Origin of the sequence: Kitasatospora sp. NPDC051914, assembly GCF_040680995.1 — a bacterium.
Taxonomy (GTDB): Bacteria; Actinomycetota; Actinomycetes; order Streptomycetales; family Streptomycetaceae; genus Kitasatospora.
The window spans coordinates 16,473-43,241 of the sequence record NZ_JBFAXX010000016.1; the positions used below are offsets into that span (position 1 = coordinate 16,473).

Sequence of the window (26,769 nt, forward strand, 5' to 3'; positions counted from 1 at the left end):
ATGTCGACATGCGGATATGGGTCAGATTGGTCTGGACAATAATTGAGCGGCTGACCTAATGTCCGAACGGGTGTCCGTTCCTGACGGACCATCGGCCGCGGCCGTCGCACCGCGCGGCCGCGTCCCGTCCACCGGGCCGCCGATCGCCACCGCATGTCCGCTCCCGGAGAGGGAACCGCTTCCATGAGCACAGCCAGCACCACCGCCATGCCGGAGACCGGCCTGAAATCCCCGGGCCCGGGGCTGGTCACCCTCGACCCGGCCCTCACCGCCCTGCTGCGCGGCCTGGACGACCTGCTCACCGGCCTGGCAGCAAGGCTCGCCGCACCGGAGGTGGTCGGTCCGCCGCTGCTGCCCGCCGAAGGCCTGGCCCGGTTGGACTACTTCCGCAACTTCCCGCACCTCGGCGTCTCCGCCGGACGGTTCACCTCCGAGAGCCTCGACGGCCTGGCCGCCGGCGAACCCGCCACGGACCTGCCGCTGCGGCCCACCGGGTACCTGCTGCCGTCCGCCACCTGCTACGGCCTGCTGCTCTCCCTGGAGGGCGAGGACGTCGGCGAGACCGGACTGCGGCTCTCCGCGGCCGGCCGGTGCTTCCGCAACGAGAACCACTACGACGGCCTGCGGCGGCTGTGGGGCTTCCACATGCGCGAGGTGCTGTACCTCGGCAGCAAGGAGGGCGCGGCCCAACACCTCGATCAGGGCGCCGACTTCGTTCAGGAACTGGCCGACCGCCTCGGACTGACGCTGACCCGCGCCGCCGCCGACGACCCGTTCTACGACAAGGGCGGCTCCCGGGCCCGGCTGATGGCCCTGGACCCGGTCAAGCACGAGTTCAGCGCCCCGGACGGCACCGCCATCGCCTCCGTCAACCGGCACCGCAACTTCTTCGGCGAGCGGCTGGACATCCGCGCCGGCGACCAGGGGCCCGCGTACAGCGCCTGCGTCGCGTTCGGCGTCGAACGCTGGGTCCACGCGATGATCCTCGCCCACGGCACGGCCGAGCGCGCCCTCGATCGGCTGCGCGCCGCCCGGGGCTGAGCCCCTCCCGCACGAAATCCCGGAACAGCAAGGAGTGGTACGACCCGATGGAACGCATCGCCGCGTGGCTGCACGAGAAGAACCCCGGACTCGACGGCCCGATCGCCCCCGACGAGGACCTCATCGAGGCCCGGCTCATCGACTCCATGGACTTCCTCGAGTTCATCGACCTCCTGGAGGACATCTCAGGCGACAGCATCGATCTTCAGGAAGTCACCATCGACGACTTCCGCACACTCGACCGCGTCCGGCAGCGCTTCCTCAGCGCCACCGGGTGACAGCGCTGGCCGTGGTGGCGACCACGGCGGAGGTTCTCGCCCATCCGGCGGCCGACACCGCACTGCTGGCGCCGTGGGAGCGGCAGCGGCTCGCGCGCATCCGGGTACCGGCCCGCCGGGACGACTGGCTGGCGGCGCGGATGCTGGTACGGCTGTGCGCAGCCCGCTGCACCGGACGGCTCGCGCAGGACCTGACTCTCGCTCAGGGCTGCCCCGACTGCGGCGGGCACGGGCACGGTCGTCCGTACCTGCCCGAGCATCCGGCGGTGGGCGTCAGCCTGAGCCACGCCGATGGGCTGGTCGCGGCGGCGGCCGGCCCCGGCGCGGTCGGCATCGACGTGGAATCCGCGACGCGCCGGCCCGGCCCGCTGTCCGTCATGCGGCGGCTGCTGCCCGAAGCCGAACTGTGGGCGGCCGCAGCCGCCCGACCGGACCCCGGGCCCGCGCTGCTCGGACTGTGGGTGCGTACGGAAGCCTGCCTGAAGGCCGGACAGGGCGAGTGTGTCCGGCGGGAATGGACCGACCGGCGGCGCTCGGCCGTGGTGGCGGTGGCCGGCACCTGCAGCTCATGGACTGTCCGGGACATGGATTACCTTGTCGGGCATGAACTCGATACATGAAGAGGCGGCGCAGGTGTGGGCGGTCATGGAGGCGCGGACGCCGACCGGGCCCGGCGGCCTGAACCCTCCCGCGACGGAGGAACGGATCCAGGCGGCGGAACGGAGCCACTGATTCCCAATCGGGTTCGTCAAGGATCTGGGTAGCGGACGGTGACGGGGTCATGCCGCTGCGAGACCGCGTCGGGGCGGCTCAATGGTGAAGGTGTGCTGGTCCCGTATGAGGGCCAGAGCACGTCGAGGCGGCGACGAGCGAGGGCCAGGACGGCCTGCTTGTGGGACTTGCCCTCGCTCCTCCTGCGGAACCGGGCCTCGATCGCCGTGTCGGTGCGGGCGATCTCCTCGTCCAGGGCCGTCACCACCCTGGCCAGGGTGTGCACCATGGTCGCGGCGGTCCTCTCTCCGGGGATCGCGGTGTGCTGGGCGTGTGCCGCCTCCAGCGCGGTGGCGGCCACCGCTTTGGCGTTTCGGACTTTGCGGTTCGCCAGCCAGGCGGCGAGGCGGGCCTCGCCGATTCTGCGGAGGCCGGCGGGTGTCCGGTAGCCGGCCAGCAGGACGAGGGCGGCCTTGGAGGTGCTGTAGTCGCTCCGAAGCCATGACCCACGTCGCGATGATCGATCTCATGACCCGGCGCCTCACCGGTGAAGCCACCCCGACCTGGCGCGGAACCTGAGCTCCGAAACCGGGGAGGAAACGCTCAGTTAGCGGGATGTTAGATCTGCGGGCCCGCCCTTGCCGGGCCACCGCCGACGGCAGCACGCTCGGGGCACCCACCCCCGCCCCCCACGGGCCCTTCCCGCGGAGCCGCCATGTCCCCGTCCCGTACCGCGCCCCCGTCGCCGCAGAGCGGCGGCCGTGCCGCGCGGCGCCTCGCCCTGATCGGCGGATCGCTCGGCAACCTCGTCGAGTGGTACGACTGGTTCGTCTACGCCAGCTTCGCGATCTACTTCGCCGACTCCTTCTTCCCCGGCGGGAACCCCACCACCAAGCTGATGAACACCGCCGGGATCTTCGCCGTCGGGTTCCTGATGCGGCCGGTCGGCGGCTGGGTGCTGGGCCGCGCCGCCGACCGGCACGGCCGCAAGAGTGCGCTCACCCTGACCGTCACCATGATGTCGGCCGCCGCCCTGCTGATCGCCGTCGCCCCGACCTACCAGCGGGCGGGATACCTCGGCGCGGGCGTCCTGCTGCTGGCCAGACTGCTGCAGGGCATGAGCATCGGGGGCGAGTACGCCGCCAGCGCGACCTTCCTCACCGAGGCGTCCGCCCGCAACCAGCGCGGCCTCGGCTCGTCCCTCCAGTACGTGTCGATGACCTGCGGTCAGCTGCTCGGTCTCGGCATCCTGATCGGCCTGCAGCACACCCTGACGACCGCCGAACTCAAGAGCTGGGGCTGGCGGATCCCGTTCGTGGTCGGCGCGCTCTTCGCCCTGGTGGTGTTCTGGCTGCGCCGCCGCCTCCAGGAGACCGAGGCGTTCACCGCGGAGGCCGGCGCCGGCCGGGGCGCCGACACCCGGGGCACCGTGCGCGCCCTGTGGGCCCACCGCCGGCAGGCCGTGATGGTGATGGCCCTCACCCTCGGCGGCACCGTCGCCTACTACACCTACACCACCTACCTGACGAAGTACCTGATCGGCAGCGCGGGCATGGCGAAGAACACCGCCACCCTGGTCAGCTTCACCGCGCTCGCCGTCTTCGCCGCCCTGCAGCCGCTGGCCGGCCTGCTCTCCGACCGGATCGGGCGCCGGCCGCTGCTCATCACCTTCGCGGTCGGCTGCACCCTCGGCACCTACCCGATCATGACCGCCCTCGGCTCGGCATCCTCGTACTGGCCGGCGCTCGGACTGTCCCTGCTCGCCCTGGTCGTCGTCACCGGCTACACCTCGATCAACGCCGCCGTGAAGGCGGAACTCTTCCCGACCCGGATCCGCGCCCTCGGCGTCGCCCTGCCGTACGCCGTCGCCAACGCCCTCTTCGGCGGCACCGCGGAGTACGTGGCGCTCTGGTTCAAGAACGCCGGCCACGAGAAAGCGTTCTTCTGGTACGTCTCGGCCTGCGCCCTGGTCTCCCTGATCGCCTATGTCCTGATGCCCGACACCCGCGGCGTCGCGCTCACCCCCGGAGAGGAGCGGACCACCCCCGGCCGCACTGCGGCCCCGGCCGTCCGCTGACGGCCGCAGGTCGCGAAGACCACCGAAAGCCCCCGCCCGCCGGGGACTTCCGGTGGTCGCCGCCGCAGGTCAGGATGGTCGGCGCGGCCACCCGCGGCCGCCACGCCAGGGGGAGAGGCCGATGCACGCACTGCTGGTCGAGGACGACGACCGGATGGCCCGCGCCCTGGGCACCGCCCTCGCCCAGCGAGGCCACACCACCCGTCGGGTCGGCCGCGCACTGGACGCCCTGCGCCTCGTCCACGAGGCCGAGTTCGTCCTGCTCGACCTGGGCCTGCCCGACCTGGACGGCCTCGACCTGCTGCGCCGGCTGCGGACCGTCTGCGACGCGCCGCTGATCGTCGTCACCGCCCGCTGCGAGGAACGCGACATCGTGCAGGGCCTGCGCGCCGGCGCCGACGACTACGTCGTCAAACCGTTCCGGATGGCCGAACTGATGGCCCGGATCGACACCGTCCGCCGGCGCACCGACCGGCCCGGAACCCCGGCCGAGGCCGCCGGTCCGCGGATCGCCGTCGGCGACGTCGTCGTCGACCTCGCCGCCCGCACCGTCACCGTCGCCGGCCGGCCGGTTCACCTGACCCGCCGCGAGTTCGACGTCCTCGCCCACCTCGCCGCCCGCCGCACCCAGGTCCACTCCCGGGAGGAGATCCTCGACCGGATCTGGGGCGACGCCTTCCTCGCCGTCTCCCGCTCGCTGGACGTGCACGTCGCCGGCATCCGCGCCAAGACCGGCCGCTCCCACCTGGTCCGCACCGTCCGCGGCTTCGGCTACCAACTCGGCACCGAAGGCCGACCCGCGGCCCACCCCGCCGACACCGCAGCCGACGGGCCCGACCCCGCAGGCCGGGAAGGCGGCCCCGGGGGCTCGCAGGACACCCTCGCGTGAGGCGCCGACTGCTCGCCGTCCTGACCGCGCTGATGGCCTCCGCCACCCTGCTGCTCGCCCTCCCGCTCGCCGACGCCTACGCCCGCGGCCGCACCGAACACCTGCTGCTGCAACGCCGTGCGGACGCCGTCCGGTTCGCCGAACTCGCCGACCGCGTCCGTACCGATGCCGATCGCGCCGAACTCACCGCCGAAACCGGCCGCTACGCCGAGCTCTACCGGGCGGGCGTGGAGGTGGTCGACGCGGCCGGCCGCACCGTCGGCCGATCCGGACCGACCTCCGACGGAGCGGCCGCCACCGAGGCCCGCGACCGCTCTCTCACCGGCCGTTCCACCGACCGGCTACCCACCGTCCGGCCCTGGGGCCCGGGCACCGTCGTCCTCGCCGAACCCGTCGGCCACGACGAGCGGGTCAGCGGGGCCGTGCTGCTCACCGTCCCCACCGACGCGGCCCGCCGGGACGTGCTGCTGCGCTGGGTGCTCATCGCCGCCGGCGCCCTCGCCGCCTTCGTGGCGGCCGCGCTGGTCGCCGCCGGCACCGCCCGCTGGCTGCTGCGCCCGGTCGGTGACCTCGACCGCGCCGTGGAACAGCTCGCCGCCGGCAGCCTGCGGGCCCGCGCCGCCCTCGACGCCGGACCGCCCGAGCTACGCCGTCTGCGCCGCAACTTCAACACCATGGCGGAGGCCGTCGCCGACGCGCTGACCCGGCAGCGGGCTTTCGTCGCCGACGCCTCCCACCAACTGCGCAATCCGCTGGCCACCCTGGTGCTGCAACTGGAGAACGTGGAGCCGCACTTGCCGTCCGGCCCCGGCCGGGAGGAGCACACCCGGGCCCTGGACGAGGCCGAGCGACTCGGCGAACTGCTGGACGGTCTGCTCGCGCTGGCCCGGGTCGAGGCCGCGAGCGCGCACCCGGTGGAACAGGACCTGTCGGCGGCGGTCACCGCGCGGGTGGCCGCGTGGCAACCGGTGTTCGCCGCCGCAGGCCTCGTCCTCACCGCGGACACTGCACCCGGCCTGCGGGTCCGCGCGGTGCCGGACGCGGCCGGCCGCATCCTCGACGCCGTGCTCGACAACGCCGCCAAGTTCGTGCCGAGCGGCGGCCGGGTCGCCGTCCTCGCGGCTCGGGGCACCGGGGAGGAGACCGGAGCGGACAGCGTGACGGTCGAGGTCACCGACACCGGGCCGGGCGTCCCGGCCGACCAACTGCCGCTGCTGGTCCGGCGCTTCACCCGCGCGCCCGAGCACCAGAACCTGCCCGGCAGCGGACTCGGCCTGGCCATCGCCGATGAGATCGCCCGGATGAGCGGCGGCGGGCTGCGGGTGCGGCCGGCCGTCCCGCACGGCCTGACCGTGGACTTCCGGCTTCCGGCCGCCCGGCGGGCTCAGCCGTAGACCGACCGGTAGTAGGCGCTTGCGCCCGGGTGCAGTGGCACCGCGCCGGTGGAGACGGCGAATCGGGGCTCCAGCCGCGCCCCGGCGGTCACCTCGCGCAGCAGGTCCCGCCAGGAGTCGAAGACCGTGCGAAGCACCGCGCGCACCGCGTCCGCCGACACATCGGTACGGGCCAGGAGGTAGTTGCCGACGCCGACGGTGCCGACCGGTGCCCGCAGCCCGTAGACCCCGGCCGGGAACGCGGCCGCGGTGTAGACGGGCCCGTGGCGGGCGCGCAGCACCTCCGCCGGGCCGTCCAGCGCGAGCACGCGCAGCGGCAGCTCCCGGGCGAGTTCCGCGACGGCCGGGGTCGGCACCCCGCCGGACCAGAACAGCGCGTCCACCCGGCCCGCGCGCAGCGCGGCCACGGACTCGCCGAGCGCCAGGGGGACTTCGGTCACCCGCCCGGCACCCCCGGTCAGCGCCGCGGTCTCCAGCAGCCGCCGCGCGACGACCTGCACGCCGGAACCGTCCGCGCCGACCGCCACGCGCCGTCCGGCGAGGTCGGCGAGCGTGTGCACCGGCCCGTCCGCAGGGGTGAGCAGATGGGTGTAGTTCACGTACACGCGGGCCAGCGCGGACACCGGCAGCGGGCGGGTGAAGGAGTTCCGGCCGCGGACGGCGTCCTCCGCGGTGTCCGCCATGGCCAGCGCCAGTTCGACCGAACCGTCGTCCAGCCGGCGCAGGTTGTCCACGCTCGCGGCGGTCGCCCGCGGCACCACCGCCGGCCGTTGCCCGACCGTCGCTGCGGCCAGTGCCCGCCCGAACGCGTTGTAGGGCCCGCCCTCCGGCCCCGTCGCCAACCGCAGCCGCCCCACCGGCTCCCGGGCCGCCCCGCACCCGGCCGCACCCCAGCCGAGCAGCGCCCCCACCACCGTCCGCCGCCCGGGGCCCGGCCGTGGCGGAGTGACGGGGGAGCTGGGGATCACCGGGCCGACCATGCCGGGAAGGGTAGACCGCCGGCCCCGGTCCGGGAACCGTACGGGCGGTGACCGTTCGACGGCACCGTCGACACGACCGCGAGCTCTCGCCGCGCCCGTGAGTCCTGTAAGGGGCATGCGGCCCGTTCGAGTGCGGCAGGCACGCCCACTGGGCCCCGATGATCAGGGACAGACCCGCGTCGAAGACGTCGGTGCCGGTCAGGCCGGCGCGGCGGCCCTCGTTCATGACGCGGGCCACGGTCGGGTGGGCAGCGCGAACTCCGCCGGGCCGGGTGCCGCTGGAGCGGACGCCGGGCGGAGGGCCCCGAGGACCTGCCGACCCCGACGGCATCGGGCGGACCCGGCCGGCTCCGGCACGCCGAACGCCTGCTCGGCCGTCGTCGTCACCCGCATCGGGAACTGCGCCACCGCGATGGCCGGCGGCGGCCGTCCGGGCACTACGCTGCACGCGTGATCGATCATTCGAACGTGCGTCTCGCCGACCTTCTCGACCGTCGTGCGGACGGGTACGAACCCGCGCCGGAGGCGGTGCTCGCCGCACTGTTCGAGGGCGGGGTGTTCGTTCCCGTCACCGGTACCGGATCGGTGATGTTCCTCCCCGACGACGAGCAGCCGCCCACGCTGCTCGGGTTCACCGATGCGGCGCTCGGCGCGGAACTGCTGCCGGCGGCTGCCGGGACGGTGCACTGCGACGCGGCACGGCTGAGGGACATCCTGGAGAAGACCGGCGTCACCGTGCTCGGGGTCCGCTCCGGAAACGGGCAGGCGATCTTCCCCGAGCAGGTGCTGCGGGACTGGGCGGCCTACGGGCCCGGGGCGGAGATGAAACTCGACCGGTCCACCGACCCGGTGGCGGTCGCCCTGCGCGACGCACTGGTGCGGCGGATCCGCGAGTTCCCCGCCGTCCGCTCGGTGTGGGTGGCGCAGGTCCGGTGGCGGGCCGGCGGCGAGGAACACCTGATGCTGCACGTCGCCGTGGACGAGGACCTGCCCTCGGCCTCCGCCGACCGCCTGATGCAGACCCTGCTCGGCGAGGAGGTGAAGCCCGGCCGCAGGCACCCGAAGGTCGGAATGCTCGCCCTGAACACCACCACCCACGCCGACACCATCGCCCGACTGGACCGCCAGGGCCTGGACACGGTGCGCCACGACGTCGAGTCGGGCCGGGTCCAGGTGATCTCCCGCGAGTACGACGACCCGCCGGTGGCCCCGGCGAACGGCGCCGCGCCCCCGCCGCGGGCCAAGCGCCGCTGGTTCGGCCGCTCCTGACGGGACGCCGCCCGGGCGCTCTCCTCCGGATCTCGCCGGGGCGCCCGACACCGCGCGCCGATCCGAGCCGATCCGAGCGATCCGAGCCGATCCGACAAGATCCGAAAGAGAGCGTTCAGCCGCCCTTGCCGGAGGTGCCGCCCCCTCCGCCGAGGTCGTCGTGGCCCACGTGCTCGCCCGGTGTGGACAGCTCCTCGACGGCGGAGGCGCCGACCACCGCGCCGGTGGACCTCTTGCCGCGCCGCAGCCGGCGCTCCAGCCAGGTCGCGAAGGAGGTGAGGGCGAAGTTCAGCACGACGAAGATGGCCGCGACGACGGTGAAGCAGGCGATGGTGTTGGCCCCGTAGTTCGCGCTCATCGGGCGGACGGACGCCAGCAGTTCGGAGAAGCCGAGCAGTGCGCCGCCCAGCGCGGTGTCCTTCACGATGACGACCATCTGGCTGACGATCGCCGGCAGCATCGCGGTGACCGACTGCGGCAGCAGCACGTAGCGCATCACCTGGTTCTTGCGCATGCCGATCGCCTCGGCCGCGTCGGTCTGGCCCCGCGGGAGGGAGAGGATGCCGGCCCGTACGATCTCCGCGAGCACGGCGCCGTTGTACAGGACCAGGCCGGTGACCACCGCGTACAGCGGCCGGCTGTCGGGGCTGACGTCGGTGAACTCGGAGTACGCGGCATTGGCGAACAGCATCAGGATCAGCACCGGGATGGCGCGGAAGAACTCCACGACGGTGCCGGCCGTGCCCCGCACCCACAGGTGGTCGGAGAGCCGGGCGATGCCGAACAGCGCCCCGAACGGCAGCGCGATGACCATGGCGAGCGAGGCGGCGATGAGGGTGTTCTCGAGCCCCGGCAGGAGGTACGTCTCCCAGGCGCGGGAGTCCGTGAAGAATGGCCGCCACTTGACCCATTCGAGCTGGTTCTTGTCGATGAGGCTCTGGACCACCCACCAGGCCAAGCCGGCGACGGCGATCAGGAACGCCACCGTGAACAGCAGGTTGCGCCGTTTGGCGCGCGGCCCCGGAGTGTCGTAGAGGACGGACGGCGGGGTCATCGCTTCACCGAGACCTTCTTGGCCACCCTTCCGAGGAGGAGCCCGGTCGGCAGCGTGAGGCAGATGAAGCCGAACGCGAAGACCGCGGAGATGAGGAGGAGCTGGGCCTCGTTCTCGATCATCTCCCGCATCAGCAGGGCCGCCTCGGCGACACCGATCGTGGCGGCCACGGTGGTGTTCTTGGTCAGCGCGATCAGCACGTTCGCCAGCGGGCCCACCACGGACCGGAACGCCTGCGGAAGGACGACGAGCCTCAGCACCTGGGGGAAGCTCAGGCCGATGGCGCGCGCCGCCTCCGTCTGGCCCACGGGCACCGTGTTGATGCCGGACCGCAGCGCCTCGCAGACGAACGCCGAGGTGTAGACGATCAGCCCGAGCACGGCGAGCCGGAAGTTGATGGTGGTGAAGTTCTCGGCGCCGAGCGTGATGCCCAGGGTCTGGAACAGGCCCAGCGAGGTGAAGACGATGATCACGGTGAGGGGGATGTTCCGGACCACGTTGACGTAGGCCGTCCCGAAGCCGCGCATCAGGGGCACGGGGCTGACGCGCATGGCCGCCAGGACGGTGCCCCAGATCAGCGCGCCGACGGCGGAGTAGAAGGTGAGCTGCACCGTCACCCAGAAAGCGCCGAGCACGTTGTAGCCCTCAAGAAAGTCGAACACGGTCTCCCCGCCTTCCGCGAGTGACGGGCGAGGCGCGCCACCCCGGGGCGGCGCGCCTCGGACGGCGCGTCTCAGGTGACGATGACGCCGATCTTCGGTGCGGGCTCGTTCTGGTAGCCGGACGGGCCGAGGTTCTTCTTGACGGCCGCCTCCCAGGCGCCGTCCGCGACCATCTTCTCCAGGGCGGCGTTGATCTTCGCCTTGAGCTCGCTGTCCTTCTGGACGCCGATGCCGTAGTTCTCGTTGCTCATCTTGAAGCCGCCGAGCTTGAACTTGCCCTTGAACTCCGGCTGCGAGGCGTAGCCGGCGAGGATCACGTCGTCGGTGGTCAGCGCATCGACGGCCCCGTTCTCCAGGCCGGTCAGGCACTCCGAGTAGCCGCCGTACTCCTGCAGCTGCGCATTCGGGGCGATCTTGGTCTTGACGTTCTGCGCCGAGGTGGAGCCGGTGACGGAGCAGAGCTTCTTGTTGTTCAGGTCCTCGGGCTTCTTGATGGAGTCGTCGTCGGCCCGGATCAGCACGTCCTGGTGCGCCAGGAGGTACGGGCCGGCGAAGTCGACCTTCTCCGCACGGGCGGGCGTCATCGAGTACGAGGCGGCGATGAAGTCGACGTCGCCGCGCTGGAGCAGCGTCTCGCGGTCGGCGCTCTTCGCCTCCTTCCACTCGATGTTGCCGGGGTCGTAGCCGAGCTCCTTGGCGACGTACGTGGCCACGTCGACGTCGAGGCCCGTGTACGTGCCGTCCGGGGTCTTCAGACCGATGCCGGGCTGGTCGAACTTGATGCCGACGGTGACCTTCTGGTCGCCGCTGGCGCCGCTGGTGGCGCCGCCGCCGTCCGATCCGCAGCCGGCGGCCGTCAGGGACAGCCCGAGCGCAACCGCGGCCGCGAGGGTGACCTTGCGAAGTTCCATGGTGATCATTCCTTGTGCTCGCTGGTCCCCGTCAGTGGTGCAGGATCTTCGAGAGGAAGTCCTTGGCCCGCTCGCTGCGCGGGTTGCTGAAGAACTGATCGGGTGTCGTCTCCTCCACGATCCGGCCATCTGCCATGAAGACCACACGGTTGGCGGCCGATCGGGCGAATCCCATCTCGTGGGTGACGACGACCATGGTCATTCCCTCGCGCGCCAACTGCTGCATCACCTCCAGCACCTCGTTGATCATCTCGGGGTCGAGCGCGGAGGTCGGCTCGTCGAACAGCATGATCTTCGGGTCCATGGCCAGCGCCCTGGCGATCGCCACGCGCTGCTGCTGGCCGCCGGAGAGCTGCGCCGGGTACTTGTCCGCCTGCGAGGCGACGCCCACCCGCTCCAGCAGCCGGCGCGCCCGTTCCTCGGCGGCCTTCTTGTCCTTCTTGCGGACCTTGATCTGGCCGAGCGTGACGTTGTCGAGCACGGTCCTGTGCGCGAAGAGGTTGAACGACTGGAAGACCATGCCGACGTCCGCCCGCAGGGCCGCCAGCTCGCGGCCCTCGGCCGGCAGCGGCCTGCCGTCGATGGAGATCTCGCCGGAGTCGATGGTCTCCAGGCGGTTGATGGCGCGGCACAGCGTCGACTTCCCGCCTCCGGACGGCCCGATGACGACCACGACCTCACCACGGGCGATGGTGAGGTCGATGTCCTGGAGCACGTGGAGGTCGCCGAAGTGCTTGTTGACGTTGCGCAGCACGACCAGATCGCCCGCGGCCGGGGTGGGGGTTTCCTTCGTCACGGCTGCTCCACTCGTCGGCTTCATGGTCCGCCGCCCGCACCGCAGCCGCACGTCGACCCGCGGACGGAAACGTCAGGGGCGAGGTGCCGCCCCTGACGCGTCCCCCGGCCTACGGCCAGGCGCGGGCCAGCACCGCGACGGCGGCCGCTCCCACGGCCCCGGCGCCCAGGAACAGGGCGACGAGGCGGCTCTTCAGGTGGCGGTAGCGCTCCTCGTACTCGCTCCGCAGCTCCCGGCAGCGCTGCGCGATACGGGTGACGGCCAGGCGGGAGACCTGCAGGCGCTCCCGGGCGTAGGCCTCTTCGACCTCCTCGCGCTCGCCTGTCGTGAGCCACGGGAACTGGTCGGCGAAGGCGGCGGCGTCCCGCTGCGCCGTGGCGAGCTCGGCCTGCCACAGCAGGTAGCCCTCCAGCTGCTGCAGGCTGCCGGCGGCGTCGGTGGTGTGGTCGTCCATTCCGGGACCCCGGTCAGACGTTGCCGCCGGGGCCGGACCGGCGTCGCGGATTGTCGTACTCGGCGGGGGTCACACCGGCGAGGTGCTTGGCGGGCTCGCCGTGGTTGTCGAGGTAGTCGCGGGCGGCGATGTCGGGGTGGTGCAGCTCGAAGGCCGGGGATTCCGAGCGGATGCGCGGCAGGGTGAGGAAGTTGTGCCGCGGCGGCGGGCAGGAGGTCGCCCACTCCAGCGAGCGGCCGTAGCCCCAGGGGTCGTCGACGTCGACGTCCTCGCCGTACATGGCGGTCTTCCAGACGTTGTAGAGGAACGGCAGGATCGACAGGCCGAGCAGGAAGGCGCCGACGGTGGAGACGCTGTTCAGCGTGGTGAAGCCGTCGGAGGCCAGGTAGTCGGCGTAGCGGCGGGGCATACCCTCCGCACCGAGCCAGTGCTGGACCAGGAAGGTGGTGTGGAAACCGACGAACAGCGTCCAGAAGCAGATCTTGCCGAGCCGCTCGTCGAGCATCTTGCCGGTCATCTTCGGCCACCAGAAGTGGAAGCCGCCGAACATCGCGAACACCACCGTGCCGAACACCACGTAGTGGAAGTGGGCGACGACGAAGTACGAGTCGGAGACGTGGAAGTCGATCGGCGGCGCAGCCAGCAGGACACCCGTCAGACCGCCGAAGAGGAAGGTGACCAGGAAGCCGACCACCCAGAGCATCGGCGTCTCGAAGCTCAGCGAGCCCTTCCACATGGTGCCGACCCAGTTGAAGAACTTCACGCCGGTCGGGACGGCGATCAGGAAGGTCATGAAGGAGAAGAACGGCAGCAGCACCTGCCCGGTGACGAACATGTGGTGCGCCCACACCGTCACCGACAGGCCGGCGATGGCGATGGTCGCGGCGACCAGGCCCGAGTAGCCGAACATCGGCTTGCGGCTGAAGACCGGCACGATCTCCGACACGATGCCGAAGAACGGCAGCGCGATGATGTAGACCTCGGGGTGGCCGAAGAACCAGAACAGGTGCTGGTAGAGAATGGCCCCGCCGTTGGCCGCGTCGAAGACGTGCGCCCCGTACTTGCGGTCGGCCTCCAGTGCGAGGAAGGTCGCGGCGAGCACCGGGAAGACCAGGAGCACCAGCACCGCGGTCAGCAGCACGTTCCAGACGAAGATCGACATCCGGAACATCGTCATGCCGGGGGCGCGCATGCAGATGATGGTGGTGATGAAGTTGACCGAGCCGAGGATGGTGCCGAAGCCGGAGAAGGTCAGCCCCATGATCCACATGTCCCCGCCGATGTTCGGGGAGTGCACCTCGTCCGACAGCGGCGGGTAGGAGAACCAGCCGAAGTCGGGTGCGCCCTGCGGGGTGAACAGGCTGGCGACGACGATCAGGGAGCCGAACAGGTAGAGCCAGTAGGCGAACATGTTCAGCCGCGGGAAGGCGACGTCGGGGGCGCCGATCTGCAGCGGCATGATCCAGTTGGCGAAGCCCGCGAACAGCGGGGTCGCGAACATCAGCAGCATCGCGCCGCCGTGCAGGGTGAACAGCTGGTTGAACTGCTCGTTCGAGATGATCTGGTTGCCGGGGCGGGCCAGTTCGGCGCGCATGACCAGGGCCATCACACCCGCGACCAGGAAGAACGCGAACGACGTACCGAGGTAGAGCGTCCCGATCTTCTTGTGGTCCGTGGTGGTGAGCCACTGGACCAGGACCTTGCCTCGTGTCGTTTCCCGCGGTTGTGCACCGGCCTGTGCCGTTTCCGTCCCAGCAGCCATCGGTTCCGTACTCTCCTCGCCTGGTTCCCCCGGTCGCCATCATCATGGTGTAACCGGGCGAACGCACACGGTGGCGGCGAGCAGGTGCGCGTCGGCATCACCCGTTTGCCGGTACGAGATGCGGGCGCGGCGGCGCGTCGAGCCGGGGTCGCGCGGATCAGCGGTGGGCGAGTGCCAGCTGCAGGCCGCCGGCGGCCGAGGCCGGGAGGTCGAGCGCCGACGCGACGTCCGGCGGCAGGGTGCGCAGGCCCAGCAGGCCGGCGGTGAGCTCGGCGGTGGCCCGGTGCCAGTCGTTCGCACGGCGCAGCAGCGCGTGGCCGCTGCCGGTGACCCGGTAGCCGGCGGCCTGCGCACCGGCGGCGCGGGCGCGGGAGGCGAAGCGCTGGGTGGCGTCGGGCGCGGTCACCCGGTCGAGGTCGCCGTGCAGCATCAGCAGGCGGCGGCCGGCCAGGTGCTCGCAGGGCTCGTCGTCGGGGCACCAGGGCGCGAGGGCGACCACGCCGGTCACGCACGGGTGCCCGCCGGCCCGCAGCGCGGCCCGGCCGCCCATGGAGTGGCCGATCAGGACGGTCGGCACCGGGCCGAGCTCCTCGGCGAGGTCCTGCAGGGCGGCGACGGTGTCCTGCGCGGCGTCGGCCCGGTCGCCGTTCCAGCCGCGGCAGCGGTAGCGGACGACGCCGACCGCGACGCCGGCACCGGCGGTGGCCTTCTCCACCGCCCGCGCGAACGGCCGCATCCGCAGGCCCGGCAGGTTGACCGGACCGGGACGGTGCAGGCCCGCCTCCTGGCCGCCGTGCAGCACCAGCACCGCGGCGCCGGGCGCCTCGGGCCGCTCGCGCCACACCAGCGCCCGGTGGCCGGGGGCTCCCGGCACCGCCTGTCCGTCCATCGCCGTCACTCCTGTCAGCAGAGGCTGTCACTGTACGCGGCGGGGTGGGCGGACCGTAAGGACGGGTGGGCGCGGGCAGCCGCCGCCCGGCCGGGCGCCCGCCGTGCTGACGCGGCGTCGGCCGGGCGGCCCACCGTCCGGCGCCGGGCTCGTAGGGTTGGGGCGCCGGCCCGTTCCGCGGGCCGGGCACGGGGACCGACCGTCACCACCGAAGGAGAGGCCATGTCTGACGCCCCCTCGACCCTGCCCGCCGCCTGCGCCCCCGGCCGGGCCGAGATCGGCGTGATCGGCGGGTCCGGGCTGTACGCGCTGCTCGACGACGTGACCGAGGTCGCCGTCCAGACGCCGTACGGGCCGCCCAGCGACTCGGTCTTCCTCGGCGAGGTGGCCGGCCGCACCGTCGCCTTCCTGCCGCGGCACGGCCGCGGGCACAGCCTGCCGCCGCACCGTATCAACTACCGGGCGAACCTGTGGGCCCTGCACTCCCTCGGCGTGCGGCAGGTGCTCGGCCCGTGCGCGGTCGGCGGCCTGCGCGCCGAGTACGGCCCGGGCACGCTGCTGGTGCCGGACCAGTTCGTGGACCGCACCGCGGGCCGGGCGCAGACCTTCTACGACGGCCTGCCGCTGCCCGACGGCTCCGTGCCCGAGGTGGTGCACGTCTCCATGGCGGACCCGTACTGCCCGGACGGCCGCCGGGTCGCACTGGCGGCGGCCGGCGCCAGCGCCTGGGAGGCGGTCGACGGCGGCACCCTGGTGGTCATCGAGGGCCCGCGCTTCTCCACCCGCGCCGAGTCCCGCTGGTTCACCGCGAACGGCTGGTCGGTGGTCGGCATGACCGGGCACCCGGAGGCCGTCCTCGCCCGCGAACTCGGCGTCTGCTACACCTCGCTGGCCCTGGTCACCGACCTCGACGCAGGAGTGGAGACCGGCGAGGGCGTCACCCACGCCGAGGTGCTGGAGGTCTTCGCCCGCAACGTCGACCGGCTGCGGACCGTGCTCTTCAAGGCACTCGCCGACCTCCCGGCGGCCCGCGACTGCGTCTGCTCGCACGCCCTCGACGGCCTCGACACCGGCCTCGCCGGCGTCCCCGGCTGAGGCATCGCAAGCACGCCGCGCGGGCCCCGCGCGGCGAACCGTTCCGCTGCCCGCGGCGCGTCTTGGGGTGCCTGTGCACGGGGGTCGCGGTGCTCCGGGGGTCCGGCCTGCCCGACGCGGCCGGGCCCCCGGTCCCGCGGCAGACGCCACCGGGCCGGACGTGAAGGCACCTTTCCAGGTGACCTGCGGCATGGCCCGACCCTTTCATGGGGATTTACCCGGTATGCCGGAGCGACAGGTCACCGAAGTCGAGGGCCGCCGCCTGGTCCTCTCCCACCTCGACAAGGTGCTGTGGCCGGCCACCGGCTGGACCAAGGGCGAGGCCCTGTACTACTACGCCCAGGTCGCGCCGCACCTGCTGCCGCACATCCGCCGCCGGCCGGTCTCCCTGCTGCGCTTCCCCTCCGGCGTCGGCGAGGAGGGCTTCTTCGCCAAGAACCCGCCCCCGGGCCTGCCCGACTGGGTCCGCACCATGGTCGTCGACAGCCACGAAGGCCCCAAGGAGCGCGTCACCGTCGACGACCTCCCCACCCTGATGGCCCTCGCCAACGGCTACGCCCTCGAACTCCACGTCCCCCAGTGGAGCGCCGACACCGGCCCCGCCGCCCACGACCGGCTGGTCATCGACCTCGACCCGGGACCGGGCGCCGACATCACCCTCTGCTGCCAGGTCGCCCGGCTGATCCGCGAACGGCTCGCCGCCGACGGCCTCACCGCCCACGCCAAGACCTCCGGCAGCAAGGGCCTGCACCTGTACGCCGCCCTCCGCCCGAGCGACGCCTCCGCCGTCGTCGGTTACGCCCGCAGCCTCGCCGAGGGCCTCGCCGCCGAACACCCCCGGCACGTGGTCAGCAGGATGACCAAGGCGCTGCGCCGCGGCAAGGTCTTCGTCGACTGGTCCCAGAACACCACCACCAAGACCACCGCCGCCCCCTACACCCTGCGTGCCACCGCCGTCCCCGGCGTCTCCACCCCGCTCACCTGGGACGAGATCGAGCACTGCACATCCCCGGACGACCTCGCCTTCACCCCCGACGACGTCCTCGCCCGCATCGCGGACCACGGCGACCTGCTGGCCCCCCTCCTCACCGAGCCGGCGGAACTGCCCGTAGGGAGTTGACCGGCCGTCAACCTCGCTTCTCGAAAGTGCATTCGTGTCGCAGTGCCGCGCCGCCGCCCACCCCGCGGCCGTCGCCCGACTGGTCTCCGGTGTGGTGGTGGCCGTCTGCCTGCTGATCCAGGCCGTCGTCCGGTACGGGCAGTTCGGCGAGGCCGCACGGGCCGCACAGGCGACCAGGGACCGGCTCGGCAACAGCGCGCTGGTCGTGGCCGGGCGTCCGGGATCACCGCCGAGCGGCTCGCCGAGATCGTCCGCCGGGGCGGCGCCCGGGTCGCGGCGGTGGCGCTGGTGGGCGACTGAGGCACGCGCCGAGCAGGGTGTGCGGCATCAGCCGTTCCCCAGGCGGCGGGCCTCGGCGACCGCCTCGCGTCGGACGGCCGTCTTCCGGCTGCCCGTCCAGGGGCCCCACCAGTCGGGGGCGAGCGGCAGCAGGGCTCGGGCGGTGGGCTGATCGGGGTGGAGGCCGATGCGGCGGAGGGCGTCGGCCCGCACCCTCACGGTGACGAAGCCGCGCGACCGCCCGCCCTGGGCGGGGTCGCGGCCACAGGCCAGGTCGCAGCGGATCTGCTCCCCGGCGAACGGACACCAGTCGATGCCGCGGTCACGCAGTCAAACGGCGAGGGCGAACCCCGGGCGCGGCATGCCGGACACGTTCTCGACGGTGAGGACCGTCACCCACTCCTCGTCCATGAGCCCAGACTGCCAGGCCGGCTGACGTGTTGTCGCACGGGTTTCCGGGTGTATGCCGGGCGGTCGGACACGGCCGGTAGGGTCCGGGGTATGACACAGGGGTTCGATCTCGTCGAAGGTGTCGCTGCCGGTCTCGAGGACCGTGCCGCGGCCTGGTGGTTCGTGCAGGACTTCGCGGAGCACTGGGTCGCTCCGCTCGGGGAGGACGACGGCTGGGCGGAGACCGACCTGGCCGCGGCCGAGGACCGGCTCGGGGTCCGGCTGCCGGCGGCGCTCCGCGAGGCGTACGGGCTGTTCGGGCGGCGCCCCGACCTCACCGCCAACCATGACGTGCTCCTCGGGCCGGCCGACCTCCGCATCGACGAGGACGGCAAGGTGCTGGTGTTCCGCGCCGAGAACCAGGGAGCCGCAGCCTGGGGCGTCCTGCTCGACGACCTGCACCGGCCCGACCCGGCGGTGCTGATCGAGACCGGCGGCACCTGGCGGCCCTGGCTGGACCGGCTCTCCGTGGCCCTGGTCGAGCTGGTCCTCTCCGAGTCCCTGCACGCCCCCGAGGACCGCAGCGACCACCTCGAGCCGCTCGGGGACGAGACCCTCCACCTGGTCGAGGAGCAGTACGTCCAACTCCCCTTCCCCGACTACCCGGTCGGCAGCGAGCAGCCCGGCAGCCGCTGGTTCGCCGGCGACGACGTGCTGCTCCGCGTGGACGGTGACGCCTTCCTGTACGCCCGCGCCCTCACACCCGACGCGCTCGCCGACCTGCGCAAGGCCTTCCCCGGCGACTGGCTGGACGGGGAGTGAGACGCAGCAGCCGGGCCGCGGGCACCGTGATCGGCTCGGCCGTCGGAGACGCCCTGGGCGCACCCTTCGAGTTCGGGCCGGCCGGGGCGTTCTCGGTACGCTTCCCGGCCCCCGGCGCCGGCGGCGAGATGTGCGGCGGGGGCGGCTGGGAGGCGGGCGAGGCCACCGACGACACCCAGATGGCGGTCCTCGTCGCCGAATCCCTGCTGGAGCGCGGCGGGTTGGACCTGCCGGACATCTTCGCCCGCTTCCGGCACTGGGCGGCCTCCGAGCCCAAGGACATCGGCCTGCAGACCGAGGACGTCCTGACCTCCGGCCTCCCCTGGGACCTCGCCGCGGCGATCCACTTCCAGACCAACCTCCGTGCGGCGGGCAATGGTTCACTGATGCGGGCCGCAGGCTCCGCCGTCCGGTTCGCCCGTGCCGGACAGCAGGGCACGATGGACGCCGCCCGCCGGATCGCCGCCCTCACCCACGGCGACCGGGCCGCCTGGGAGGGCACCGCCGTCCTGCACGACCTCGTCCGGGCGGCCCTGGACGGCGGGGACCCGCTGGCGGCCGTCCCGGACGCCCTCACCGCGGTCGACCCGGAGAACCGCGGCCGGTACGCCGTCGTCCTCGCCCCCGAATGGCACCCCGACGAGGCAACCGAGTCCAACGGCGCCGTCTGGCCCTGCCTCGGCTCCGCGGTCTGGGCGCTGCGCACCACCCACGGCTTCGAGGAGGCGCTGCGGGCCGCCGTCGACCTCGGCGGCGACACCGACACCGTGGCCGCCGTGACCGGTGCACTGGCCGGTGCGGTGTACGGCCTGGAGGCGATCCCCGAACGCTGGACGGCGCCCCTGCACGTCCCGCTCCCCGGCTCCGGCGGCCGGGTGCTCCGCCTCCCCGACCTCCTCGACCTCGCCGCCCGCCTGGACGCCGCACACCCGGCGGACGCCTGACACCCGCGGCCGACGCACGGCCGTGACGCAGCCGCCGGGCACCTTACGGAAGTCGTACGGCCGGCCGGGGCGCCCGTGCCGGGGTGTCGGAGTTCCTATCCTCGGAGGTGTGAACCTGCCCGACGGCGTGAGCCGCCACCCGCACACCGGCCGCATTCTGGTGGTCGACGACGACCCGACCGTCGCGGAGGTGGTCACCGGCTACCTCCGGCGGGCCGGCTACCAGGTCGACCGGGCCGCCGACGGGCACCAGGCACTGGCCGCCGCCGCGACCGGACCCGACCTGGTGGTGCTCGACCTGATGCTGCCCGGGATCGACGGCCTGGAGGTCTGCCGGCGGCTGCGGGCGACCGAGCACGGCGCCCGGCTGCCGGTGGTGATGCTGACCGCCAAGGGCGACGAGGCCGACCGCATCCTGGGCCTGGAGCTCGGCGCGGACGACTACGTCACCAAGCCGTTCAGCCCGCGGGAGCTGGTGCTGCGCGTCCGGTCGGTGCTGCGCCGCGCCGGGTCGGCCGCCCCGGTGTCCGGCACGCCGGCGCCCGGTGTTCTCGTGAGCGGAGACCTCGAACTGGACCCGCAGGCCCGCCGGGCGCGCCGGTCCGGCACCGAACTCGCGCTCACTCTGAGGGAGTTCGACCTGCTGGCGTTCTTCCTCCGGCACCCCGGCCAGGCGTTCGGGCGGGAGGAGCTGATGCAGCGGGTGTGGGGCTGGGAGTTCGGCGACCTGTCCACGGTCACCGTCCACGTCCGCCGGCTGCGCGAGAAGATCGAGGACGACCCGGCCGCGCCGCGCCTGATCAGCACCGTCTGGGGCGTCGGCTACCGCTTCGACCCGGTGGGGAGCTGATCCGTCATGAGGGACCTGCTGTTGATCGCCGCCTTCGCCGCGCTCGGTGCGGGCGCGGCCGGCCTGCTCGGCTGGCCCGCCGTCCGGCTGCTGCGCCGCCGGTCGGTCGCCCTCTCGCTGCTGTGCGTGGCCGTGGTGACGGTGCTGGCGATGACCGCGGGCACCGTGTCGGTGGCGCAGGCGATGTTCCTGTCCGAGCACGACCTCGGTGTGGTGGTCACGGTGACCCTGATGGCGGCCGTGGTCTCGCTGGTGACCGCGGCGCTGCTGGGCCGCCAGGTGGTGGCCGGCAGCCGGGCGCTGGCCGCGGCCGCCCGTACGGTCGGCAGCGACACCGGATTCGCCGCACCGGCCCAGCCGCTCGGCAGCGAACTGGCGCAGTTGAGCGAGGAGTTGGCGGCGACCAGCGCCAGGCTCGCGGAGTCCCGGCGGCGCGAGCAGGCGCTGGAACACTCCCGCCGGGAGCTGATCGCCTGGATCTCGCACGACCTGCGCACCCCGCTGGCGGGCCTGCGGGCGATGGCCGAGGCGCTCGAGGACGGCGTTGCGGACGACCCGACCCGCTACCTGACGCGGATGCGCACCGAGGTCGACCGGCTGACCGGCATGGTGGACGACCTGTTCGAGCTGTCCCGCATCCAGGCGGGCGCGCTGGCGCTCTCGCCGTCCCGGGTGTCGGTGTACGACCTGGTGGGCGACGCCGTCGCCGGCGCCTCCCCGCTGGCCCGCGAGCGGGGAGTGCGGCTGGAGGGCGGCCCGGTGGCGGCGGAGCCCGTCGAGGTGGACGGCCGGGAGATCACCCGGGTGCTCGGCAACCTGCTGGTCAACGCGATCCGCTGCACCCCCGCCGACGGGGTGGTGGCGGTCGCCGCCCGTCGGGAGGAGGACGAGGTGCTGGTGTCGGTGACGGACGGCTGCGGCGGCATCCCGGAGGCCGACCTGCCGCGGGTCTTCGAGACCGGCTGGCGCGGCGGTGCGGCCCGGACGCCGCGCACCGCGGTCGGCGGGGCGGGGCCGCACCACGGGGACTCCGGCGCGGGGCTCGGCCTGGCGATCGTCCGCGGCATCGTCGAGGCGCACGCCGGCCGGGCGACCGTCCGGAACGTCTCCGGGGGCTGCTGCTTCGAGATCGCCCTGCCGGCGGCTGCGGCCCGGGTCTGAGCGGCCCTGCCCGTGCGCGGACCGTCCGGTCCGGGGATTTGTCATAGCCGTGACCGAATCCGTTTACAGCTGTCGCGGTCCGCGCTACGTTCCGAGTGGGAGCGCTCCCATCCCTTCGCCGGGGGCCTGCCCCGCGGGCCCCGCCCACCTGTCGAAAGGGACACCGCACATGGCAGACATCCGCCGACGGTTACACGTGCTCAGCCTGCTCACCCTCCTCGCCGCGCTGCCCGCGCTGGTGCTGGTGGTGCTCGGCGGCCCCCGGGCCGAGGCACACGGGGCGCCGATGACGCCCGGCAGCCGCACCTTCCTCTGCTACCAGGACGCCATCACGTCCACCGGCGAGATCAAGCCCAGGAACGCGGCCTGCGCGGCCGCGGCCGGGATCGGCGGCACCACGCCCTTCTACAACTGGTACTCGGTGCTCCGCTCGGACGGCGCCGGGCGCACCCGCGACTTCGTGCCGGACGGGCAGCTGTGCAGCGGCGGCAACACCAACTTCACCGGCTTCGACCCGGCCCGCACCGACTGGCCGCTGACCCACCTCACCAGCGGCGCCGCGTTCACCTTCACCTACAACGCCTGGGCGGCCCACCCGGGCACCTTCCACCAGTACGTCACCAAGGACGGCTTCGACCCCGCCAAGCCGCTGACCTGGGACGCCCTGGAGAGCACGCCCTTCCAGTCGGCCACCAACCCGGCGCTCACCGGTACGGTCGGCACCATCGAGGGCAAGTACACCTGGAACGGCACGCTGCCCGCGGGCAAGTCCGGACGGCACATCATCTACACCGTCTGGCAGCGCTCGGACAGCGCCGAGACGTTCTATTCCTGCTCCGACGTCGTCTTCGACGGCGGCACCGGCCAGGTGACCGGTGTCGGCGACGGCAGCGGCCCCACCGACCCGCCGCCGGCCGGCGCGGCCTGCTCGGCGACGTACCGGACGGTCGGCAGCTGGTCCGGCGGCTACCAGGGCGAAGTGACGGTGAAGAACACCGGCACCACGCCGATCCTCGGCTGGATGGTCCACTTCACCCTGCCGAACGGCCAGAGCCTGGCCAGCGTCTGGAACGGCACCAGTACCGGCACCGGCACCGCGGCGACCGTCGACAACGCGAGCTGGAACGGCTCCCTGGCGGTCGGCGCCTCGACCGGCTTCGGCTTCGTCGCCAACGGCGGCGCCCCCGACCCCGCGGTGGCGTACTCCTGCATGGTGATGTGACCCCGTCCCGGCACGGCTGATCCGCCCGGCCCGGTCACACCTCACGTCGGGTCAGGCGGCAGGTGTGCCGCCGCGGCCCCCGCACGCCCGCGGCGGGACCGCCCGGTGTGCAATCCGGTTCAGTGTGCAGGCGCGGCCGGGGCAGCAGACCCTAGGCTGACCCCATGAGGGCGCTGCACCGTCTCGACCGCCGACTCTTCGCCCGCGTCGCCGTGAGCAGGCTGCGCGGGGCGCACCCCGTGCTGCCGCGGCTCAGCGCCGCGGCCAACCACGGCGTGCTCTGGTTCGGCGTGGCGGCCGCGCTCGCGGCCACCGGCAACCGGACCGCGCGGCGGGCCGCACTGCGCGGCACCGGCTCGCTGGCGCTGGCCTCGCTGCTGGCCAACGTCCCGGCGAAGTACGCCACCCGGCGGCCGCGGCCGCTGCTGGACGACGTCCCGCTGGTGCGGCGGCTCGCCGTGCAGCCGGTGACCACCTCCTTCCCGTCCGGGCACTCCGCCTCCGCGGCCGCGTTCACCGTGGGCCTGGCGCTGGAGTCGCCGGCGCTCGCGGTCTGCGCGGCGCCGGTGGCGTTCGGCGTGATGGCCTCCCGGGTGTACGTCGGCGTGCACTACCCGGGCGACGTGCTGGCCGGGGCCGCCCTCGGCGCCGGCGCGGCCCTGCTCACCACCCGCTGGTGGCCGCGCGCGGCCGAGCAGCCCGCCCGGGCGGCCCGGCCGCTGGTCGGCGCGCCCGCCCTGCCGCGCGGCAACGGCCTGGTCGTGGTCGTCAACGCCGACTCCGGCCCGGACGGCCCCGAGGCCGCCGTCGCCGAACTGCGCCGACTGCTCCCGGAGGCGGAGATCGTCGAGCGGAGCCCCGAGGGCGACCTCCCCGCCCTGGTCGAGCAGGCCGCCGACCGAGCCGCGGACATCGGCGGAGCACTCGGCATCTGCGGCGGCGACGGCTCGGTCAACCTCGCGGCCGCCGTCGCGCACCGCCGTGGCCTGCCGCTCGCCGTCTTCCCCGGCGGCACCCTCAACCACTTCGCCGTGGACGTCGGCGTCGCCGGGGCCGCCGACACCGCCGACGCGGTGGAGGCCGGCAACGCCGTCTCCGTCGACCTCGGACGGGCCTGCGGCCCCGACGGCCCCGACCGGCACTTCCTCAACACCTTCAGCATCGGCGTCTACCCCGACCTCGTCCGCACCCGCGAACGGTACGAGAAGCGGCTCGGCAAGTGGCCGGCGCTGGCCGTCGCGCTGGTCCAGGTGCTCTCCGCGGCCGAGCCCGTCCGGGTGTCCGTCGCCGGGGTCCCGCGCAACCTGTGGCTGCTCTTCGCGGGCAACAGCGCGTACGACCCGTCCGGCTTCGCCCCGACCCGGCGGGCCCGGCTCGACGACGGCCTGCTCGACGTCCGGGCGGTCGACGGCAGCCACCCGTTCGCCCGCACCCGGCTGGTGGCGGCCTTCCTGCTCGGCACCCTCGGACGCTCCCCGGTCTACCGCGAGGCCCGGCTGCACGCCCTCGACCTCACCGACCTGCGCGGCGTCGACCACGCCGCCGTCGACGGCGAGGTCGTCGACGCCCCGGAACACCTGCTGCTGGAGAAGGTCCCGCGCGGCCTGACCGTCTACCGCCCCGCCGAACCCTGACCGGACGAACCGCCGGACACGGGGCCGGAGTGCCGGTGACGCTGTACGGCTGCCGGGGTGTCTTCGAGCCCCGGCCACGGGCCACCCAGGGGCGCGGGCAACTGCGCGGGACGGGAGTGACGGCGTCGTACCTTCCGATTCGCGCAGTTCCCCGCGCCCCTTGTGGGGTGCCCCCTGCCGTTGCACCCCCGGCGCCCCGGGAGGGGCGGCATGATGGGGGAGTGCCCGAGGGCGACACCGTCTACCGCACGGCCGCGCAGCTCCGGGAGGCCCTGGCGGGCCACCGGCTGACCGCGGCCGACCTGCGCGTGCCCGCCCACGCCACCGCCGACCTGACGGACCGCCTGGTGCTGGAGGTCGTGCCGCGCGGCAAGCACCTGCTGACCCGGTTCGACGGCGGCCTCACCCTCCACACCCACCTGCGGATGGACGGCCGCTGGGCGGTCTTCCGGGCCGGCGAGAAGTGGCACGGCGGGCCCGCGCACCAGATCCGCGCCGTCCTCGGCACCGCCGAACGCACCGCCGTCGGCTACCGCCTTCCGGTCGTCGAACTCCTGCGCACCGCCGACGAGGACCGGGCCGTCGGCCACCTCGGCCCCGACCTGCTCGGCCCGGACTGGGACGCCGCCGAGGCGATGCGCCGCCTCACCGCCGAGCCCGGACGCCCCGTCGGCGAGGCCCTGCTCGACCAGCGCAACCTGGCCGGCATCGGCAACGTGTACGCCAACGAGCTCTGCTTCATGGCCGCCGTCACGCCGTGGACGCCGGTCGGCGAGGTCGCCGTGCTCGACCGGATGGTCGCCAAGGCGCAGCAGCTGCTGGAGGCCAACAAACTGCGCGTGGAGCGGATCACCACCCGCGAGGACCGCGCCGACCGCCGCACCTGGGTGTACGGGCGGGCCCGCCGCCCCTGCGCCCGCTGCGGGACGCCCGTGCGGACGGCCCAGTACGCCCAGGACCGCCCCGCCTTCTGGTGCCCCCGCTGCCAGCACGGGCCGAGCCCGGCCTGACCGGACGCGGCCGTCAGCGGCCGGTGCGGCCGCGGGTGTCGAAGCGGGCCAGCTCCAGGGCGGCGTCGTGCAGGACGGCGGCCAGCCCGGCCGTGTCGCTGCCGGGGAGGCCGCCGAGGCTGTCGGCGAGGTCCTCGACGACGTCCCGCGCGATCTCCGCGGCGATCTCCTCGGGGCCGGCCGCCGGCCCGAGCTTGCCGACGGCGGAGGCCGCCCGGGCGGGGGCGAGCAGGGCGGCCGCCTGTTCGACGAGCCAGCCGGGCACGCCGGCGGCCCCCTCGAACGGGACGGCGTACGGGCGGGCGCCGGCGTACCGGGCGTCCTCGGCGAACCCGGCCTGCTTGACCTTCAGTACGGGCCGGCCGACCGCCGTCGGCAGGTCCTCGGCGGGCTTCAGCACGTACCCCTCGGCGAGGTTGCCCTCCAGCGGCGGCAGGCCGAACAGGGCGGGCACCCGGCTGGGGAACACGGCCGGCAGCTCCTGGAGCCGCACCAGCGGCCCCTCCGCCAGCAGCGGTGCACAGGGCAGCCCGGCGGACGCGGCCGCGCGGCGCAGCGCCGCGTCGCCGACCCAGAGCGGTTCGCCGCCGGCCTCCAGCACCGCGTCGAAGGCCAGCCAGTGCAGGCCGGGCGCGTACCAGACGCCGGTCTGCACGGCCGGGACGCCGTCCTCGGTCGGGACCTGCGGGTGCGGGTAGCGGCCGCCGAAGAGTTCCCCGTAGAGCACCACGCGGCCGGGTGCGCCGTACGCGTCGCGCAGGGCGTCGGCGGCACGGTGGGCGGCCACCGCCAGGGCGGGCCAGATCCGGGACAGGCCGAAGAACCGGTCGAGGGCGTCGCCGTCCAGCACCTCGCGGCGCTTCGCCGCCCGTACGGCGCCGTCCTCGCAGACCAGGGCCAGGTGTGCGCCGTGCACCTTCTCGGTGGCCGTCCAGCGGCGGACGGCGGAGCCGCTCAGCGCGGCCCGCTCGGGGATCTTCGGGTACAGGGGGAAGCCGTCGACGGACATCCGCCGAGCATCCCGCCCGGCCGCCCCCACGGCAAAGGGATTACCGGCCGGGACTGCACGGGCGCC

Annotated in this window: 26 protein-coding genes and 2 pseudogenes; 18 read left to right on the top strand and 10 right to left on the bottom strand. The window is 73.7% G+C overall.

Annotated elements, in window-relative coordinates:
* Positions 1–183: 183 nt before the first annotated feature.
* The 3 genes from AB0M03_RS12865 to AB0M03_RS12875 are packed head-to-tail and all read left to right on the top strand — an operon-like array spanning position 184 to position 1,939.
* Complete coding sequence (locus tag AB0M03_RS12865) at positions 184–1,041, top strand: hypothetical protein (RefSeq protein WP_363491426.1); 858 nt, start codon at positions 184–186, stop codon at positions 1,039–1,041.
* A 47-nt stretch (positions 1,042–1,088) separates the two neighbouring features.
* Positions 1,089–1,319: an acyl carrier protein gene (locus AB0M03_RS12870; RefSeq protein ID WP_363491427.1), complete on the top strand. Its 231-nt coding sequence runs from the start codon at positions 1,089–1,091 to the stop codon at positions 1,317–1,319.
* Entirely contained in the window at positions 1,316–1,939 is a 624-nt protein-coding gene (locus tag AB0M03_RS12875) for a 4'-phosphopantetheinyl transferase superfamily protein (RefSeq protein ID WP_363491428.1), read from the top strand. Before AB0M03_RS12870 ends, AB0M03_RS12875 begins: the two co-directional genes overlap by 4 nt.
* Before the next feature lie 159 nt (positions 1,940–2,098).
* Here the strand turns inward: AB0M03_RS12875 and AB0M03_RS12880 are convergent.
* Positions 2,099–2,520 (bottom strand): annotated as a pseudogene (locus AB0M03_RS12880) (hypothetical protein); the annotation flags it as partial.
* Here AB0M03_RS12880 and AB0M03_RS12885 point away from each other — a divergent pair.
* From AB0M03_RS12885 to AB0M03_RS12900, 4 genes and pseudogenes are all read left to right on the top strand, one after another.
* Positions 2,520–2,609 (top strand): annotated as a pseudogene (locus AB0M03_RS12885) (IS5/IS1182 family transposase); the annotation flags it as partial. The pseudogenes AB0M03_RS12880 and AB0M03_RS12885 sit on opposite strands and share 1 nt — an antisense overlap.
* 136 nt (positions 2,610–2,745) lie before the next feature.
* Positions 2,746–4,107, top strand: coding sequence for an MFS transporter (locus tag AB0M03_RS12890; protein WP_363491429.1), 1,362 nt, complete (start codon positions 2,746–2,748; stop codon positions 4,105–4,107).
* A 121-nt stretch (positions 4,108–4,228) separates the two neighbouring features.
* Positions 4,229–4,996 (top strand): response regulator transcription factor, encoded by a 768-nt coding sequence (locus tag AB0M03_RS12895; RefSeq protein ID WP_363491430.1) that lies wholly within the window; start codon positions 4,229–4,231, stop codon positions 4,994–4,996.
* Positions 4,993–6,390 (top strand): HAMP domain-containing sensor histidine kinase, encoded by a 1,398-nt coding sequence (locus AB0M03_RS12900; RefSeq protein WP_363491431.1) that lies wholly within the window; start codon positions 4,993–4,995, stop codon positions 6,388–6,390. Before AB0M03_RS12895 ends, AB0M03_RS12900 begins: the two co-directional genes overlap by 4 nt.
* On the opposite strand, the gene AB0M03_RS12905 is transcribed toward AB0M03_RS12900, so the two are convergent.
* Positions 6,381–7,370 (bottom strand): TAXI family TRAP transporter solute-binding subunit, encoded by a 990-nt coding sequence (locus AB0M03_RS12905; RefSeq protein ID WP_363491432.1) that lies wholly within the window; start codon positions 7,368–7,370, stop codon positions 6,381–6,383. The genes AB0M03_RS12900 and AB0M03_RS12905 overlap by 10 nt on opposite strands.
* A 450-nt stretch (positions 7,371–7,820) precedes the next feature.
* Between AB0M03_RS12905 and AB0M03_RS12910 the strand changes: the two genes are divergently transcribed.
* Complete coding sequence (locus tag AB0M03_RS12910) at positions 7,821–8,639, top strand: hypothetical protein (RefSeq protein ID WP_363491433.1); 819 nt, start codon at positions 7,821–7,823, stop codon at positions 8,637–8,639.
* 115 nt (positions 8,640–8,754) lie between these two features.
* On the opposite strand, the gene AB0M03_RS12915 is transcribed toward AB0M03_RS12910, so the two are convergent.
* The 7 genes from AB0M03_RS12915 to AB0M03_RS12945 form a co-directional block, all read right to left on the bottom strand.
* Complete coding sequence (locus AB0M03_RS12915) at positions 8,755–9,693, bottom strand: amino acid ABC transporter permease (RefSeq protein ID WP_363491434.1); 939 nt, start codon at positions 9,691–9,693, stop codon at positions 8,755–8,757.
* Positions 9,690–10,355: an amino acid ABC transporter permease gene (locus AB0M03_RS12920; RefSeq protein WP_363491435.1), complete on the bottom strand. Its 666-nt coding sequence runs from the start codon at positions 10,353–10,355 to the stop codon at positions 9,690–9,692. The genes AB0M03_RS12915 and AB0M03_RS12920 overlap by 4 nt, the downstream gene beginning before the upstream one ends.
* A gap of 71 nt (positions 10,356–10,426) precedes the next feature.
* Positions 10,427–11,266, bottom strand: a complete 840-nt coding sequence (locus tag AB0M03_RS12925) for a glutamate ABC transporter substrate-binding protein (protein WP_363491436.1) — start codon at positions 11,264–11,266, stop codon at positions 10,427–10,429.
* 31 nt (positions 11,267–11,297) lie between these two features.
* Positions 11,298–12,086: an amino acid ABC transporter ATP-binding protein gene (locus tag AB0M03_RS12930; RefSeq protein WP_363491437.1), complete on the bottom strand. Its 789-nt coding sequence runs from the start codon at positions 12,084–12,086 to the stop codon at positions 11,298–11,300.
* Between the two features lie 85 nt (positions 12,087–12,171).
* Positions 12,172–12,516: a hypothetical protein gene (locus tag AB0M03_RS12935; RefSeq protein WP_363491438.1), complete on the bottom strand. Its 345-nt coding sequence runs from the start codon at positions 12,514–12,516 to the stop codon at positions 12,172–12,174.
* Between the two features lie 13 nt (positions 12,517–12,529).
* On the bottom strand, positions 12,530–14,278 hold the full coding sequence (gene ctaD / locus AB0M03_RS12940) for a cytochrome c oxidase subunit I (RefSeq protein ID WP_363491439.1): 1,749 nt from the start codon (positions 14,276–14,278) through the stop codon (positions 12,530–12,532).
* Positions 14,279–14,435: 157 nt separating this feature from the next.
* A complete protein-coding gene (locus tag AB0M03_RS12945) occupies positions 14,436–15,167 on the bottom strand; it encodes an alpha/beta fold hydrolase (protein WP_363491440.1) in 732 nt (243 codons plus the stop codon).
* A gap of 222 nt (positions 15,168–15,389) precedes the next feature.
* On the opposite strand from AB0M03_RS12945, the gene AB0M03_RS12950 reads away from it, so the two are divergent.
* The 10 genes from AB0M03_RS12950 to AB0M03_RS12995 all read left to right on the top strand — a co-directional run bounded on the left by AB0M03_RS12950 (position 15,390) and on the right by AB0M03_RS12995 (position 25,694).
* Positions 15,390–16,262: an S-methyl-5'-thioadenosine phosphorylase gene (locus AB0M03_RS12950; protein WP_363491441.1), complete on the top strand. Its 873-nt coding sequence runs from the start codon at positions 15,390–15,392 to the stop codon at positions 16,260–16,262.
* Between the two features lie 223 nt (positions 16,263–16,485).
* Positions 16,486–17,382, top strand: coding sequence for a non-homologous end-joining DNA ligase (gene ligD, locus AB0M03_RS12955; protein ID WP_363491442.1), 897 nt, complete (start codon positions 16,486–16,488; stop codon positions 17,380–17,382).
* Between the two features lie 34 nt (positions 17,383–17,416).
* Complete coding sequence (locus AB0M03_RS12960) at positions 17,417–17,833, top strand: hypothetical protein (RefSeq protein WP_363491443.1); 417 nt, start codon at positions 17,417–17,419, stop codon at positions 17,831–17,833.
* Between the two features lie 329 nt (positions 17,834–18,162).
* Positions 18,163–18,873, top strand: a complete 711-nt coding sequence (locus AB0M03_RS12965; protein ID WP_363491444.1) for an SMI1/KNR4 family protein — start codon at positions 18,163–18,165, stop codon at positions 18,871–18,873.
* Positions 18,870–19,817: an ADP-ribosylglycohydrolase family protein gene (locus AB0M03_RS12970; RefSeq protein ID WP_363491445.1), complete on the top strand. Its 948-nt coding sequence runs from the start codon at positions 18,870–18,872 to the stop codon at positions 19,815–19,817. Before AB0M03_RS12965 ends, AB0M03_RS12970 begins: the two co-directional genes overlap by 4 nt.
* 109 nt (positions 19,818–19,926) lie before the next feature.
* Positions 19,927–20,667, top strand: a complete 741-nt coding sequence (locus AB0M03_RS12975; RefSeq protein ID WP_363491446.1) for a response regulator transcription factor — start codon at positions 19,927–19,929, stop codon at positions 20,665–20,667.
* A gap of 6 nt (positions 20,668–20,673) precedes the next feature.
* Positions 20,674–21,828, top strand: a complete 1,155-nt coding sequence (locus tag AB0M03_RS12980) for a HAMP domain-containing sensor histidine kinase (protein WP_363491447.1) — start codon at positions 20,674–20,676, stop codon at positions 21,826–21,828.
* 169 nt (positions 21,829–21,997) lie between these two features.
* Positions 21,998–23,050, top strand: a complete 1,053-nt coding sequence (locus tag AB0M03_RS12985; RefSeq protein ID WP_363491448.1) for a lytic polysaccharide monooxygenase — start codon at positions 21,998–22,000, stop codon at positions 23,048–23,050.
* A gap of 164 nt (positions 23,051–23,214) precedes the next feature.
* Positions 23,215–24,684, top strand: a complete 1,470-nt coding sequence (locus tag AB0M03_RS12990; RefSeq protein ID WP_363491449.1) for a phosphatase PAP2 family protein — start codon at positions 23,215–23,217, stop codon at positions 24,682–24,684.
* Positions 24,685–24,905: 221 nt separating this feature from the next.
* Positions 24,906–25,694, top strand: a complete 789-nt coding sequence (locus tag AB0M03_RS12995) for a DNA-formamidopyrimidine glycosylase family protein (RefSeq protein WP_363491450.1) — start codon at positions 24,906–24,908, stop codon at positions 25,692–25,694.
* 13 nt (positions 25,695–25,707) lie between these two features.
* Here the strand turns inward: AB0M03_RS12995 and AB0M03_RS13000 are convergent, their stop codons facing one another.
* The gene (locus tag AB0M03_RS13000) at positions 25,708–26,703 is read right to left on the bottom strand and encodes an RNA ligase family protein (protein ID WP_363491451.1); all 996 of its coding nucleotides are present in this window, start codon (positions 26,701–26,703) and stop codon (positions 25,708–25,710) included.
* Positions 26,704–26,769: the final 66 nt, after the last annotated feature.